Origin of the sequence: Amycolatopsis minnesotensis (assembly GCF_039529815.1) — a bacterium.
In the GTDB taxonomy this organism is placed as follows: domain Bacteria; phylum Actinomycetota; class Actinomycetes; order Mycobacteriales; family Pseudonocardiaceae; genus Amycolatopsis; species Amycolatopsis minnesotensis.
On the sequence record NZ_BAAANN010000005.1, the window covers coordinates 23,353 to 37,528 of the forward strand.

11 protein-coding genes are annotated in these 14,176 nt (G+C 72.8%); 6 read left to right on the top strand and 5 right to left on the bottom strand.

The genetic code is table 11. The features are described 5' to 3' along the window. Positions 1-127 precede the first annotated feature (127 nt). On the bottom strand, positions 128-322 hold the full coding sequence (locus ABD256_RS07475; RefSeq protein WP_344414950.1) for a DUF3046 domain-containing protein: 195 nt from the start codon (positions 320-322) through the stop codon (positions 128-130). A 66-nt stretch (positions 323-388) separates the two neighbouring features. Here ABD256_RS07475 and ABD256_RS07480 point away from each other — a divergent pair, with 66 nt between their 5' ends. Further along, positions 389-514, top strand: a complete 126-nt coding sequence (locus tag ABD256_RS07480) for a hypothetical protein (protein ID WP_344414952.1) — start codon at positions 389-391, stop codon at positions 512-514. Here the strand turns inward: ABD256_RS07480 and ABD256_RS07485 are convergent. After that, a complete protein-coding gene (locus ABD256_RS07485) occupies positions 511-2,487 on the bottom strand; it encodes an Hsp70 family protein (protein ID WP_344414954.1) in 1,977 nt (658 codons plus the stop codon). The two genes, ABD256_RS07480 and ABD256_RS07485, sit on opposite strands and share 4 nt — an antisense overlap. Before the next feature lie 164 nt (positions 2,488-2,651). Between ABD256_RS07485 and ABD256_RS07490 the strand changes: the two genes are divergently transcribed. From ABD256_RS07490 to ABD256_RS07505, 4 genes are all read left to right on the top strand, one after another. Continuing rightward, positions 2,652-7,301, top strand: coding sequence for an ATP-dependent helicase (locus tag ABD256_RS07490; RefSeq protein WP_344414956.1), 4,650 nt, complete (start codon positions 2,652-2,654; stop codon positions 7,299-7,301). Between the two features lie 152 nt (positions 7,302-7,453). Further along, a complete protein-coding gene (gene def, locus ABD256_RS07495) occupies positions 7,454-7,954 on the top strand; it encodes a peptide deformylase (RefSeq protein ID WP_344414957.1) in 501 nt (166 codons plus the stop codon). 107 nt (positions 7,955-8,061) lie between these two features. Continuing rightward, positions 8,062-8,502 carry an Rrf2 family transcriptional regulator gene (locus ABD256_RS07500; RefSeq protein WP_344414959.1) on the top strand — a complete coding sequence of 147 codons (441 nt, stop codon included), beginning with the start codon at positions 8,062-8,064 and terminating at the stop codon, positions 8,500-8,502. Positions 8,503-8,589: 87 nt separating this feature from the next. Next, positions 8,590-9,999, top strand: a complete 1,410-nt coding sequence (locus ABD256_RS07505) for an MFS transporter (protein ID WP_344414961.1) — start codon at positions 8,590-8,592, stop codon at positions 9,997-9,999. Between the two features lie 15 nt (positions 10,000-10,014). On the opposite strand, the gene ABD256_RS07510 is transcribed toward ABD256_RS07505, so the two are convergent. After that, positions 10,015-11,124, bottom strand: a complete 1,110-nt coding sequence (locus ABD256_RS07510; RefSeq protein WP_344414963.1) for a GNAT family N-acetyltransferase — start codon at positions 11,122-11,124, stop codon at positions 10,015-10,017. Positions 11,125-11,381: 257 nt separating this feature from the next. On the opposite strand from ABD256_RS07510, the gene ABD256_RS07515 reads away from it, so the two are divergent. Beyond that, complete coding sequence (locus ABD256_RS07515; RefSeq protein WP_344414965.1) at positions 11,382-11,966, top strand: TIGR03086 family metal-binding protein; 585 nt, start codon at positions 11,382-11,384, stop codon at positions 11,964-11,966. Between the two features lie 213 nt (positions 11,967-12,179). Here ABD256_RS07515 and ABD256_RS07520 read toward each other — a convergent pair whose 3' ends face one another. Beyond that, positions 12,180-12,953: a maleylpyruvate isomerase N-terminal domain-containing protein gene (locus ABD256_RS07520; protein ID WP_344414968.1), complete on the bottom strand. Its 774-nt coding sequence runs from the start codon at positions 12,951-12,953 to the stop codon at positions 12,180-12,182. Next, positions 12,953-14,065 carry an SAV_6107 family HEPN domain-containing protein gene (locus ABD256_RS07525; RefSeq protein WP_344414970.1) on the bottom strand — a complete coding sequence of 371 codons (1,113 nt, stop codon included), beginning with the start codon at positions 14,063-14,065 and terminating at the stop codon, positions 12,953-12,955. The genes ABD256_RS07520 and ABD256_RS07525 overlap by 1 nt, the downstream gene beginning before the upstream one ends. Between the last annotated feature and the right edge of the window lie 111 nt (positions 14,066-14,176).

Sequence of the window (14,176 nt, forward strand, 5' to 3'; positions counted from 1 at the left end):
CGGGGACCGACAATTCCGGGCCGGGTGTGGCGATCTGTGGATGGCTGACCCCGATGTGCACAACATCGTAGCCGAACACGTGTTCGAGGCTGGGAGTGACACGCCCATGCGGTAAGGTTCCGGGCCGCTACCGCCGCTCGGGGGGCACGTCGAACGTCGTGCAGACCTCCCGCCAGATCTCCTTGGCCGGCAAACCCGCCGTGAGCGCCTGCTCGACGGTACGGCCGCCGAGCCCGCTCATGACGTAGTCCCTGGACAGGGTCTCCGCCCTGCCCGGCCCGAACTCTTCCGCCATCAACCGCCGGAACACCGTGATTCGCATCGGCTCCAGGGTAGGCCGTGCCCGCCCGCACCCGGCACGAGCACCGCCACGGGTAGCATCGGGGCCATGTTCCTGGCGGAAGCGGCCATCCCGGCCTGGGGTTCGATCGGGCTCGGCGTGGCCTCCGCCGCGACGGCGGTGGCGGCGCTCGTGGTCGCGATCCGCGCGCTGCGGAACAACCGCCGCCGCTAGCTCGCGACGCCCGGCTGGATGTTCTTCTCGAAGTAGTCGGCGAGATCCGACGCGGTGCCCTGCTGGTCGGTGCCCTTGGTCTGGTAGAGCACCCCGATCAGCGGCCGGTCGCCGACCCGGAAGACCAGCACCGACGAGGTCGCGCCCGCCGAAGAGGAGTACGTCCCGTCGAGGCCGTTGCCCTTCCACTGCGCCTGCACCTGCTCCGCTTTGGTGGAGGCGAGCAGCCGGTCCGAGTACTCCTTGAGCGCGTCCTGCGAAGTGCCGTGGATGTAGGTGACCTGCGCGCCGGCCAGGGCGGGGGTCGAGCAGGTCACGCTGACGCCGAAGTTCTCGTTGGCGGGCGGCGCGATGGCCGCGTTGCCGGTGCCGGGATTGCACTGGCCGTTGTCCGGCACCTTCCCGGCGAGCTGCCGCAGGCACCTGGTGAAGCCCCTGTCCTCGGGCGCCCCCGGTTTCTGGCACTGGTCCGCGGTGTAGGTGGTGCCAGAGGACGAATCCGGCCAGAGGAAGAACGCGGCACCGGCGGCGAGCAGCACGATGACCGCGGCCACCGCGCCGATGATGACCTTCTTCCGCTTCGCGGCCGGCTTCTTCTCCTCTTCCTTCTTCACCGTGGGGAAGCCGGAGGGGAAGTTCGACGGCGCGGGCTGCTGCTGGCCGCCGAGCGCCTGCTGGGGGCCGCTCGGCGGGTAGGACTGCTGCGCGTGCGGCGGCGGGTACGGTCCGCTCGGCGTGCCGTAGGGCCCGGACTGGGTCCCCGGCAGCGACGCGACCGGCGGCGGGGCGTGCGGGCCGGTCTGCGCCGGTCCCTGTGCCGGTCCCTGCGCCGGTCCCACGGGATGCGCGCCGGTGCCGGTGGCCGCGATGTGCCCCTCGACGTTCTGGGTGCGCATGCTGATGCCGTCGGAGGCGACGTGGTGCGCGCCGAGCGCGACGGCGGTTTCCGGCTGGTCGAGGCTGCCGGGCACGACGCCGATCTTCTCCGCGATCATGGTGCCGACCAGCGGGAGCCTGCTCGACCCGCCGACGAGGTAGATCCCGGCGAGCCGCTCCGGCGCGAGCCCGGCCGACCGGACGGTCCTGGCCAGCAGCTCGACGCTGCGCAGCATCGCGGGGCGGACCAGCGCCTCCAGCTCCGCGCGCGTGACCAGCACGTCGGTGAACGGCTCCGGCATCGGCACCTCGGTCTGCGGGTGCCGGGACAGCGCCTCCTTCGCGGCCTTCACGTCCTCCTGCAGCGCGCGCCGGGTCCGCCGGTCCGGCGTCGACTCCGGGCGGAGGAGGCGCTGCCAGCGCTGCGGGTCCTTGTGCGAGACCTCGCGGCCGACGTGCACCAGCAGTGCCTGGTCGACGTCGAGGCCGCCGAGGTCGGGAAGGCCGTCCTCGGCGAGCACCGCGTACCCGTTCTGGGTGGCGCCGACGACCGCGACGTCGAACGTGCCCGCACCGAGGTCGTACACGGCGAGTGCCTGCCCGGGAGCGAGTGCCTTGCCGGGGAAGGAGGCGAAGTGGGCGGCCGCGGCGACCGGCTCCGGCACGAGCGAGACGGCGGTGCGCATACCCGCGAGCCTCGCCGCCGAAAGCAGCACGTTGCGGCGGACGGGGCCCCATTGCGCGGGGTGGGTCAGCCTGATCTCGTCGGGGTGGTCGCCGCCGAGCTGGCGCGAGGTCTCCTCCAGCACCCGGCGCAGCACCGCGGCGAGCGCCTCGTTGACCGGGACGACGTCGCTACCGAGCAGGAGCGTCTGCTCGTCGACCCTGCGCTTGGGGTTGGGCTCGAACCGGGTCGGGTCCAGCCGCGCGCGCCGCTCGGCGTCGCGGCCGACCATCAGCGTGCCGTCCTCGTCCGCGAAGACCGCGGAAGGCATGGTGGCGGAGCCGTCCACCTCGACCACCCTCGGCGGGCGTCCGTGCGCGGACAGCACCGCGACCGTGTTGGACGTTCCGAGATCCACCGACAGGATCCGCACAGCTCTCCCTCGTGAACACGACAGCCGCCCCAGTGGCGATCCGATTGCGACGGCGTGATGCTCCCACGTCCGCCGTCACGGCGCGTGCAGACCCGGCAAGTTGGCCCCGTCTTCTGGGTCACCGTGCACGGGCCGATCGGAAACTGTCGGTGCACGGGCGCAAGATGGATGACGTGGCAGAAGTACTCGACCTCTTCTCCCCCGCGACCAGGGACTGGTTCGCCGGGGCCTTCGCCGCGCCCACCGACGCGCAGTCCGGGGCGTGGCGCGCCGCGCATGCCGGTGAGCACGCGCTGGTCGTCGCGCCGACCGGGTCGGGGAAGACACTCGCCGCGTTCCTGTGGGCGCTCGACCGGCTCGCCGTCGAGCCGGTACCGGCCGCGCGCACCGAGCGGTGCCGCGTCCTGTACGTCTCGCCGCTGAAGGCGCTGGCGGTCGACGTGCAGCGCAACCTGCGCGCCCCGCTGGCCGGGATCTCGCAGGCTTCGCGGCGGCTCGGGCTCGCCGCGCCGGACATCACGGTCGGCATGCGCACCGGGGACACCACGCCCGCCGAGCGGCGCACGTTCCTGCGCACCCCGCCGGACGTGCTGGTCACCACGCCGGAGTCGCTGTTCCTCATCCTCACGTCCTCGGCGCGCGAGTCGCTGCGCGGCGTCGAGACCGTGATCCTGGACGAGGTGCACGCCGTCGCGGGCACCAAGCGCGGCGCGCACCTCGCGCTGTCGTTCGAACGGCTCGACGCCCTGCTGCCGCGGCCCGCCCAGCGCATCGGTCTTTCCGCGACGGTCCGCCCGGTCGACGAGGTGAGCGCGTTCCTCGGCGGCAGCAAGCCGGTCCGCGTGGTGCAGCCGAAGCTCGCGAAGACCATCGAGGTGCGGGTCGAGGTCCCGGTGGAGGACATGGGCAGTCTCGACGCGCCGTCCAAGTCACGGGATTCGCTCGAACTGCCGTCCGAAAACAGGATCGACGGGATCGGCACCCAGGAGGAGATCGGCGGCGCGGCGATCGACCGGCCGTCGATCTGGCCCGCGGTCGAAGGGCGCGTGCTCGAGCTGATCAAGGAGCACCGGTCCACGATCGTGTTCGCGAACTCGCGGCGGCTCACCGAGCGGCTCACCGCGAGGCTGAACGAACTCGCCGCCGACCAGCCCGCGGAACTCCAAGCGGGGCAACGGTTCCCCGCGGAGGCGATCGGCGAGTCCGGGCTCACCACGGGCGCGGCGGCGGCGATCGCCAAGGCGCACCACGGTTCGATGTCGCGCGAGCAGCGCACCCACGTCGAAGAGGAGCTGAAGTCGGGGCGGTTGCCGTGCGTGGTCGCGACCTCGTCGCTGGAGCTCGGCATCGACATGGGCGCGGTCGATCTCGTCGTGCAGATCGAGGCGCCGCCGACGGTGGCGTCCGGGCTGCAGCGGGTCGGGCGCGCCGGGCACCAGGTCGGCGCGGTGTCCTCCGGGGTGATGTTCCCGAAGTTCCGCGGTGACCTCGTCTCGTGCGCGGTGGTCGCCGAGCGGATGGCCGAGGGGGCGATCGAGGCGGTCCGGTACCCGCGCAACCCGCTCGACGTGCTCGCCCAGCACGTCGTGGCGATGACCGCGCTGGAACCGTGGACGGTCGAGGAACTGGCCTCGCTCACCCGGCGCGCGGCCCCGTTCGCCGGGCTGCCGGAGGACGCGCTGCACGCGGTGCTCGACATGCTGGCCGGGCGGTACCCGAGCGAGGAGTTCGGCGAGCTGCGGCCGCGGATCACCTGGGACAGGGTCACCGGCGAGCTGAAGGGCAGGCCGGGCGCGCAGCGGCTCGCGGTCACCTCCGGCGGCACGATCCCGGACCGCGGCCTGTTCACCGTGATGACACCCGGCTCCGAAGGCTCCCCCGGGAGCCGTGTCGGCGAACTCGACGAGGAGATGGTCTACGAGTCGCGCGTCGGGGACACGATCCTGCTCGGCACCTCGTCGTGGCGGGTCACCGACATCACGCACGACCGGGTCATCGTGGTGCCCGCGCCGGGCGAACCGGCCAGGATGCCGTTCTGGAAGGGCGACGCGCAGGGGCGTCCGCTGGAACTGGGCAGGGCGCTCGGCGCCTTCGTCCGCGAGCTGTCCACAATGGACTCCGAACGCGGTGCGGCGCGCGCGGCGGCGGCCGGGCTCGACGAGCGGGCTGGGCAGAACCTGCTGGCCTACCTCGACGAGCAGCGCACCGCGACCCGGCACGTGCCGAACGACCGCACGGTGCTGCTCGAACGGTTCCGCGACGAACTGGGCGACTGGCGGGTCATCGTGCACTCCCCGTTCGGCGCACAGGTCAACGCGCCGTGGGCGCTGGCGATCGCGGCGAAGCTGCGGGAGAACCGCGGTGTCGACGCCCAGGTCGCGCACTCCGACGACGGCATCGTGCTGCGCCTGCCGGAGGCACTCGACGCCGAGGGCGCCGAAGTGCTGGTGACGGCGGACGACATCCTGCTCGACCCGGAAGAGGTCGAGCAGCTGATCGTGGCCGAGGTGGGCGGCTCGGCGCTGTTCGCGGCCCGGTTCCGCGAATGCGCGGCCCGCGCGCTGCTACTCCCCCGCCGTGACCCTGGACGCCGGTCCCCGCTCTGGCAGCAGCGGCAGCGCGCGTCGCAACTGCTTTCGGTGGCCGCGAAGTACGAGCGGTTCCCGGTGATCCTGGAGGCCATGCGCGAGTGCCTGCAGGACGTCTACGACGTCGGCGGCCTGCGCGAGCTGATGACCGATGTGCGGTCCCGCCGCGTGCGCGTGGTCGAGGTGGAAACCCCGTCGCCGTCGCCGTTCGCGCGCAGCCTGCTGTTCGGGTACGTCGGGATGTTCCTGTACGAGACCGACGCACCGCTTGCCGAGCGGCGTGCGGCGGCGCTGTCCCTCGACTCCACGCTGCTCGCCGAACTGCTCGGCACCGAGGCGATCCGGGAGCTGCTCGACGCGGACGTGGTCGCCGAGGTGGAGCGTTCGCTGCAGCGGCTCGACGAGGACCGCCGCGCGCGGGGTGTCGAGGACACCGCGGACCTGCTCCGCCTGCTCGGCGACCTGACCGAGGCCGAGGCGGCCGAACGCGGGGTGGCCGCGGCATGGCTCACCGAGCTGGAATCCGCCCGGCGCGCGATCCGGGTGCGGATCGGCGGCGAAGAGCGGTTCATCGCCATCGAGGACGCGGGCCGCGTCCGTGACGCGCTGGGCGCCGCGCTCCCGGTCGGTGTGCCGGAGGCCTTCACCGAACCGGTCGCCGATCCACTCGGCGACCTGCTGGCGCGCTACGCGCGGACCAGGGGTCCGTTCCCGGCGTCGAGCGCGGCCACGCGGTTCGGGCTGGGCACGGCGGTGGTCACCGGCGTGCTCGACAGGCTGACCTCCTCGGGCAGGCTGATCAGGGGCGAGCTGAGCCCGGTCGGCCATCCGGATTCGCACGGCGCCGGGCTCGAATACTGCGAAGCGGGCGTGCTGCGGCGGCTTCGCCGTGCCTCGCTCGCCAAGCTCAGGGCCGAGGTCGAACCGGTCGAACCGGCCGCGCTGGGCCGGTTCCTGCCGTCGTGGCACGGCATCGGCGCCAGGATGCGCGCGGCACCCACCGCGGACGACGTGCTGTCCGTGGTGGAACAGCTCGCGGGCGCGCCGCTGCCGGCGAGCGCGGTCGAATCGCTGATCCTGCCGAACCGCCTGCCCGGGTACCACCCCGCGCTGCTCGACGAGCTGACCACCGCGGGAGAGGTGACGTGGTGCGGCTGCGGGGCGCTCTCCGGCGGGGACGGCTGGCTCGCGGTGGCCCCGTCCGACGTGGCCGATCTGCTCCTGCCGGAGATCAGCGAATCCGTGCCGGACACCCCGTTGCACAACGCCATCGGGTCCACTTTGGACCTGGGAGCGCTGTTCTTCCGCCAGCTCGTCGACCGGGTCTCCGCGCTCGTGGAAACGGCGCCGGACGACGGTGCCGTGGTCGCCGCGCTGTGGGACCTGGTGTGGGCCGGCGTGGTCACCGGCGACACGCTGGGGCCGGTGCGGGCGCAGGTTTCCGGCAAGGGTGCGACGCACAAGCCGCGGCGGAGCGCGCCGCGGGGCCGGTACGCCAGGATGCGCGCGGGGCGGACCGCCATGCCGTCGCGCACCGGGCCGCCGACGGTGGCCGGGCGGTGGGCGCTGACCCCGGCGAGGGAGGCCGATCCGACGCGCAGGACGCACGCCCGCACCGAGGCCTTTCTGGAGCGGCACGGCGTACTCACCAGGGGTGCGCTCGACACCGAACGCGTCACGGGCGGGTTTTCCGGGATCTACAAGGTGTTGCGCGGTATGGAGGACTCCGGCCAGGTCGTGCGCGGCTATGTCGTCGAGGGGCTGGGCGCCGCCCAGTTCGCGGCGAAGGGCGCTGTCGACAGGCTGCGCGCGGTCTCCGAGCCGAACGGCTCCCGCGCGCGCGGCCAGGACTCGGCGCGCGAAGCCGTGGTGCTCGCGGCGAGCGATCCGGCGCAGCCCTACGGCGCGGCACTGGACTGGCCCCCGGCGATCGGCGACACGAAGCACCGTCCCGCCCGCAAGGCGGGCGCGCTGGCAGTGCTCGTCGACGGGGTGCCGGGGCTCTACGTCGAACGCGGCGGCAAGTCACTGCTGTCCTTCAGCACCGATCCCGACGTGCTCCGCGCCGCCGCGCGCGCACTGTCCGGGGTGGTGCGCGAGGGCTGGCTGGGCCAGCTCGCCGTGCAGCGAGCCGACGGCGAGCACGCGCTGACCTCCGAACTCGCCGAAGTCCTGCGGGAGGCGGGTTTCCGCGCCACGCCCAAGGGTTTGCGCCTGCGCGCCTGAGGACTCGCGGCCGATTCACGGCACGCGGCGGACCCGCCATCGGCGCGCGCGTAAACTGCGCCACGATCGGCTGGTCGAGACCGTGATCGCAGTGGGCCGTGGAGGTCCGCGGTCGCGAACGCGCGCTGCGCGGAGAAGGGAAGAGTTTCCACATGGCGGTGCGCGAGCTGCGCTATTTCGGTGACCCGGTGCTGAAGACGGTGTGCGACCCGGTGACCAGGTTCGACAAGGGCCTCGAGTCGCTCGTGAACGACCTGCTGGACTCCGTCAAGCTGCCTGGACGGGCGGGGCTCGCGGCGCCGCAGATCGGGGTGGGCCTGCGTGCGTTCAGCTACAACGTGGGCGGGCTGATCGGATACGTCCTCAACCCGGAGATCGTCGAGCTCTCCGAGGAGACCCACGAGATCGACGAAGGCTGCCTTTCCGTTCCGGAGCTGTGGTTCCCGACCGTGCGGGCGAAACGAGCCGTCGTGCGCGGGGTGGACAAGCGCAACGAACCGATCGAGGTGGAAGGCGTCGACGTGCTGGCCCAGTGCCTGCAGCACGAGACCGACCACCTCGACGGCAAGCTCTACCTCGACCGGCTCACACAGGACCGCAAACGCGAAGCACTGCGCGAGGCGCGGGGCAAGGACTGGTTCTGGAAGCGGTGACCGGTGCCGGAAACCGCTGCCGGGCAAGGGCGGATTGACGACCGGACAAACTGGAACTACCTTAGGTACAGTTAACTCGGCGCAGCGGTGATCCCGGAGGGGGCGCGGTGGGACTCAGCAGCAGGAGCGCGGTCGCGATTCACGCGCTCACGATGCTGGCGCGCTGGGATCATTCGCTGACCTCCGCGGAAATCGCGGACAGCCTGGCCAGCAACCCGGTGCTCGTGCGCCGCATCCTCGGCAGCCTGCGGGACGCCGACCTGGTGTGGGCCACCGAAGGGCGTGGCGGCGGCTGGTCCCTCGCCCGCGCCCCTCACGAGATCACGCTTCACGACGCGTACACCGCCGTCGAAGAGGGGCCGATCCTGTCGCGGCACGCCCATCCGCCCAGCGACGCGTGCGAAGTCGGGCGGCACATGCAGAACCTGCTCGAGACGGAGTTCCGGGACGCGGAGCAGGCCATGGAGGAACGGCTCGGCCGGACGACCATCGCCCACCTGGTCCAGCAGGTGCTGGCCGCCGAGCGGGCGCACGCACTACCGAAGTAAACCGGCGGAGGGGTCACCCTCCGCCTTTCCCGCACCCTAACTGTAACCAAGATGGTGACAGTAATTTCTCTGGAGGATGCACCGAAAATGGCACCCGTACCCATCGCACCGGCGCGACCCGGCCGCGCGTCCGCCCTGCTGGCCGTGCTCATGCCCGCGGTCCTCGTCACGGTCATCGCCAGCGACATGGTCAACCTCATGCTCCCGACGGTCGGCGCGGAGTTCGGGGCATCCGAGGCGGAGCTCGCGTGGATCGTCACCGGTTTCCTGCTGGTGTTCTCGATCGGGATTCCCTTCTACGGCCGCGTTTCCGACCGGGTGAGCCTGCGGCGCCTGTTCGCCTTCGCCCTGCTGACCTTCGCGGCAGGGAGCCTGGTCTGCGCGCTCGCCCCGGATCTGCTCGTACTCGTGGCGGGGCGGATCGTGATGGGGGTCGGCGCGGCCGCGCTGCCCGTGCTGTCGATCATCGCCATCACCAGATTGCTGCCGGAGAGCAAACGGGCGACGGGGATCGGCGTCGTGTCCGCGGCCACCGGGATCGGTGCCGCCGCCGGGCCCGCCCTCGGCGGCGGGATCGGCCAGTTCCTCGGGTGGCGCGCGCTGTTCTGGCTGATGCTGGTGGTCGCGGTGGTGCTGCTTCCGGTGGCATGGCGCGTGCTGCCGGGTGAGTCCCCGGAAGGCGCGCACCGGTTCGACCTCCTCGGCGGCATCCTCCTCGGCCTCGGCGCCGGGCTGGTGCTGTTCGGCGTCACCCAGGCACAGGTCGCCGGTTTCGCCGCACCGTCGTCCTGGGGCAGCCTCGTGGTCGCGGTCGCGGCGATCGCGCTCTTCGGGTGGCGCACCGCGCGCGTCGCGCGGCCGTTCGTCCCGCCCGCGCTGTTCGCCAACCGGGTCTACCGTGCCGCGGTCGTCGTCGCGTTGCTGGCCATGATCGTCAACCTCGGCGGCCTGGTGCTCGTCCCGCTGCTGGTGGTCGACGTCAATGGCCTCGAACCGGGCGCGGGGGCACTGGTGATGATCCCGGCCGGGGTCGCCGTCGCCGCGCTGTCGCCGCTGATCGGCCGCATCACCGACCGCATCGGCACCCGGCCCCTGGTACTGGCGGGCCTCGCGGTCATGGGGCTGTTCGCCCTGTTCCTCTCAAGCTTCACCGGAAGCACCTCGGTGCTCCCCGCGGGGGCCGGGATGCTCGGGCTCAGCATCGGCTTCATCGTGGTGATCACCCCGATCATCAGCGCCGCGGCGAACGCGCTGCCACCGGACCAGGTCGGCGTCGGCCTCGGGATACTCCAGGGAGCCCAGTTCCTCGGCGCGGGAACCGGTCCGGCCCTGTTCGGTGTGCTGGTGACCGCGAGGCTGCACAGCGGCAGCGGCGCCATCAACCCCGTGCACACCGGCCACGAGGGCGCTGCCTACTCCGACGCCTTCCTCGCCATGGCGGTGCTCGTCGTCCCCACCGTGATCGTGGCGGTGCGGATGCGGCGAACCGCAGGCTGAGCGGCCGTCGCCGTCTCAAGCACCGGGGACCGGAAGCCTGGCCGGGAGCGCGATCTCGACCAGGTTCCGGTCGCCTTCCGCACGGGCCGCGGCAAGCCCCGCCCTGGCCGCCGTGCGCGGCACACCCTCCTCCCCCGGCAGGCACACGGCCTTCAGCTCGCCGTGGCCGCGCAGGACGGCGAGCTCCGCGAGCCGCGCCAGCAACGCGGTGCCGAGACCGTTGCGCTGCCAGGAGTCCTCGACGAGCAGGGACACCTCGGCGGACGGCCGGTTCGGCGGGCCGAGCAGTTGCCCGAGCGCGACGACCTCGCGCCCGCACACCGCGAGCACGCTCAGCCCCCGCGCGGGGGTGAGCAACCGGTGCAGCCAGCGGCGGGGCACCGTGGGCGTGCCGCTGTGGTAGCGCTGGAACAGCGTCGTCTTGGAGCACCTGGTGTGGAGTGCGACCACCGCGTCGGCATCGCCTGGCACGCCCTCCCGCAGCACGACGGCGGCGCCGTCGTCGCACACGACCGCCGCGGGCGCCCCGGGGTTGGCGCGCGCCGCGCCGATGAGCGCGATCAGCGCACTGGCGCGGGTGAGTTCGAGCTGCACGAACGGGGTCCACCGTCTTCGGGCGACGAGCGCGGTCGCCCCGTCGAGGTCGAACACCACGCGGTGCCCGCCCTCGGTCCGGCCGGGGTTCGCCTCGGCGGCCGGGACGGTGGTGACCAGATCGGCCGTCAGCACATCGCGGACGGCGTCGTGCACCCGGTCGCGCTCGGCGATCGCCGCGGTGGCCGCGCCGAGGGTCGCGGTCGCGGTGTCGACCAGCTCGCGCACCTCCGCGTCGGTGATGCCGCCGCACACGCACCCCTCGGCCTGGATCGCTTCGGCGAGGTCCTGCTTGGTCAGCCCCGGCTGGGGCCGGACCACGATCTCGTCGAGCACGCCGCCGGGGATCGGGAGGACCGAAACGCCCAGGATGTTGCAGCCGAGATCGGCGAGCCTGATCGCGATCCTGGCCAGGGTGCCGGTGCCGTCGTCCATGGAGACGCGCAGGCGCCACACCGCCGAATCCACTTCGGCCGGCTGCCATCCGCCGAGATCGGTCACGGCGGCCGTTCGAGCACGAGTGATGTCCATGCCACTCACGGTCCACGCCGGGTGTTGCCGAAGGAGGACACCGGTGTTTCGCGTTTGTCAGCACGCGCCCCCGCCGCGCAACGACGCGGAAACACCCGCGTGCCCTCGCCCTCCGCTCCGGCACTCGCCACCACGCGCGGATCGGCTTGTGGGCGCACTGTCTTGTGAGCGCACTGTCTTGTGGGCGCATTTGTGTCGGTGCCTCGTGGTTGGCTACGCCGACGACCGTCCGCCCAGCGCGAGGAGGCAGCTGCCCGATGACCGAAGCCGATGCGAACCAGGATCCGCGGCCGCACCTGAGTGCCGCGCTCGACCAGACCGAGCGCCAGCTCGACGCGATCGGGAACGCCGACCTCGGCCTGCCCACCCCGTGTGCCGAGTACGACCTGCGGACGCTGCTGGCCCACCTCGTCGGCGTCCTGCGCAAGCTCACCGCACTCGGCAACGGCGAAGGCACGAGCCAGGTGAAAGATCCGGCCGACGACCACACCGACGACTGGGGTGCCGCGTTTCGCAGCGCTCGCGCCGATCTCGAACGGGTCTGGGCGCCCGACTCGGCGCTCGGCAAGAGCTACACCCTGCCCTGGGCGACGATGACCGGGCATGAGCTGCTCGAGACCTACACGCACGAATTCACCGTCCACGCCTGGGATCTGTCCAGGGTCACCGACGGGGGCGACAACCTCGACCCGGTCCTGGCCGAAGCCGCCCTCGACTGGTTCACCCGCAACCTCACGGCGGAGGACCGCGGCGAGGGAGGACCGTTCGCACCGGCCGTGGCGGTCGCCGACGACGCCGAGGTGTATCTCCGGCTCGCCGCCTATGTCGGCAGGCCGGTGTAGCCGGGGACGAGCGGCCCCAGGAGCTGAAGCCTGTCCGCGAAAAAGCGGCGCAACCGAGTCCGGTCCCTGGATCTGGCACGACCTCCCGGCCCGCACCGGACCGCATCGATTCGTCCACAATGGACTACCGCTATCCGGCGGTGAGGTGGATCCGGTTCGGCGGGGATGTCCGCACGGGTAAGCCGCTTCGGGAGGTGCTTCCCCGCACTCCCGTCACCGCGTCGCGAGCCGGAGCAGCGCCCAGAACCGCGCGGTGGCCTCCGCGTCCCCGGCCGGGGTCACCTCGCCCAGCGAACGGCGCCCCCAGAGCCACAGGTACATCTGCACCGGTGGCGCCGACAGGACCGCGTCGGCGTTTTCCGCTTCCCGCGCCGAACACCGCCATGCCATGGTCTCCCCCGGCCCCGCCCTGGCGATCCAGGTGTGCCTGCCGCTGCGGACCGCGACGGAGGTGTCCCTGTCCGCGCTGAGGCCGAGCATCGGGAGCCGCTGACCGAACCAGAGGGTCAGCACCTCATCGATACCGTCGACCGCGATGTCCTCGGTGATACCGGGAAGCGAACGCCGCGGCGCGGTGGCCGCGGTCTGCACGTCGACGCGGTGCACGGTGGTTTCGTGTGCCATCCGGCGGCGCCAGAACCCGTAGGTGGGATCGGCGGGCCACCAGGTGGCGGTGCGCTCCTCCGGCTGGTGCGCGGCGAGTTCGGCGCGCAGTTCGGCGAGCGCCGACCGCATGAAGCCGACTTCGGTCTGGCCGGGCACCGGGTCGCGCTGCCAGGTGCGGGGACGGCCACGGCCGCGGAGCCACTCCAGCACCATCCGCGACACGCTGCCGACGTGCCGGACGGTGGTGCCGATGGTGAACCCGGGACAGCCCGGCACCGGCGCGTCCGGGGACGCCGAATGCGCCGCCTCCGCCAGCAGTTCGCCTTCGATCTCCAGTACCTGCAGGAATCTTCCGTAGCCCACCAGCGCGTGCCCGCGCATCACCCGCGCCGGTTCTTGGGCGCCCCCACCGGTGGTGCGGCGCACACCCCGCGCCGCTGCGCGGGGACGTCGGGCTCGGCGGCTGGCTCGTCCTGGTGGTGGACGGCGTGCTTCGCCAGTTCCAGGAAGCGCGCCACCTGTGCCAGCAGGTCGTCGGCGAGCTTCGCGGTGACCTTGCGGGAAATACCGGCCTGCGCGGCGGCCTGCGTTGCCGAGTGCGCGGCGAAGAAGCCCGCCCATTCCGCCAGCTCGGGCACCGTGGAATCGAGCAGCAGCCACACGCTGGCCGGCTTCGCCCTGCCGCGGTGCGGACGGCCGCGCGCGGCCAGCACGGCCGCGGCGGCGCGCAAGGCCGCGAGATAGGCGGCGATGAAGCGGGGAGCCGGCGCCACCTCGGTCTCCGCCTCGACCAGGCCGCGGCGCGCCTGTGCGAGCAGGGCGATCGCGGCGGGTGCGACCGGCGGCCCCACCGGCATCGGCAGTTCCGGTTGCGTGGCGACCCCGATCCGCATGTCCCCTCCTCCTGCCGGGCTCCCAGCCGCGTCCTCCACGGCCTCGCTTCCGGCGGGCGCGGCGGCGTCCTCCGCGGAGGACTCTTCCGCGGGCGAAGCCGCCGGGATCGGATTTCCGGCGCCCACGGCGAGGTTCTCCCCCGCCGCGTCTTCGGCGACGGGACCGGCCTGGGCCGGGGCCTGCCCGGTGGCCGTCTTGGTGCTTTCCAGCATCGGGCCCTGACCAGCCGCGGCTTCGTCGCCCGCCTTCGCGTCCATGGCCCCGATGCGCGACGCGGCGACGCCGTTCGTGAGCGGCGCCTGGCGGCTGTGGCGCGCGCCGTGCTCGGCGCGGGCGGGATGGCTCGGTTCCGGCGCGGTGCCCGCCCTCGGCACCTGCCGTGACGGGCGCGGGGCACCGGCGAACGGCGCCGCGGCGACCAGGCCGGTGACCGGCAGGACGCCCTGCCCGCCGGCGCGGGACCTGCGGGACTTGGTGATCCTGGTGCCGCGCCGGGTGATCGGGGCGGCGAAGGCGTCGAGCGGTATGGCGTGCGGGACGGGGCCGAGCGGGAGTGCGCACTGACGGCCATCGGCGGCCCGGGTGTTCGCTTCCGGCATGACCCTCTCCTTTCCACTCCTCGACCACGGCGCCCGGTGCCGACACGCTTCCCCCGTGCCGGCGCCGGGCGCCTCGACCGGCGAACGCCTTCGCCTCGTGGCGTCGAACGT

Coding starts and splice junctions, on each gene's coding strand:
- ABD256_RS07475 (WP_344414950.1), bottom strand. CDS start 322: ATGCGAATCACGGTGTTCCGGCGGTTGATGGCGGAAGAGTTCGGGCCG.
- ABD256_RS07480 (WP_344414952.1), top strand. CDS start 389: ATGTTCCTGGCGGAAGCGGCCATCCCGGCCTGGGGTTCGATCGGGCTC.
- ABD256_RS07490 (WP_344414956.1), top strand. CDS start 2,652: ATGGATGACGTGGCAGAAGTACTCGACCTCTTCTCCCCCGCGACCAGG.
- def (WP_344414957.1), top strand. CDS start 7,454: ATGGCGGTGCGCGAGCTGCGCTATTTCGGTGACCCGGTGCTGAAGACG.
- ABD256_RS07505 (WP_344414961.1), top strand. CDS start 8,590: ATGGCACCCGTACCCATCGCACCGGCGCGACCCGGCCGCGCGTCCGCC.
- ABD256_RS07510 (WP_344414963.1), bottom strand. CDS start 11,124: ATGGACATCACTCGTGCTCGAACGGCCGCCGTGACCGATCTCGGCGGA.
- ABD256_RS07515 (WP_344414965.1), top strand. CDS start 11,382: ATGACCGAAGCCGATGCGAACCAGGATCCGCGGCCGCACCTGAGTGCC.
- ABD256_RS07520 (WP_344414968.1), bottom strand. CDS start 12,953: ATGCGCGGGCACGCGCTGGTGGGCTACGGAAGATTCCTGCAGGTACTG.
- ABD256_RS07525 (WP_344414970.1), bottom strand. CDS start 14,065: ATGCCGGAAGCGAACACCCGGGCCGCCGATGGCCGTCAGTGCGCACTC.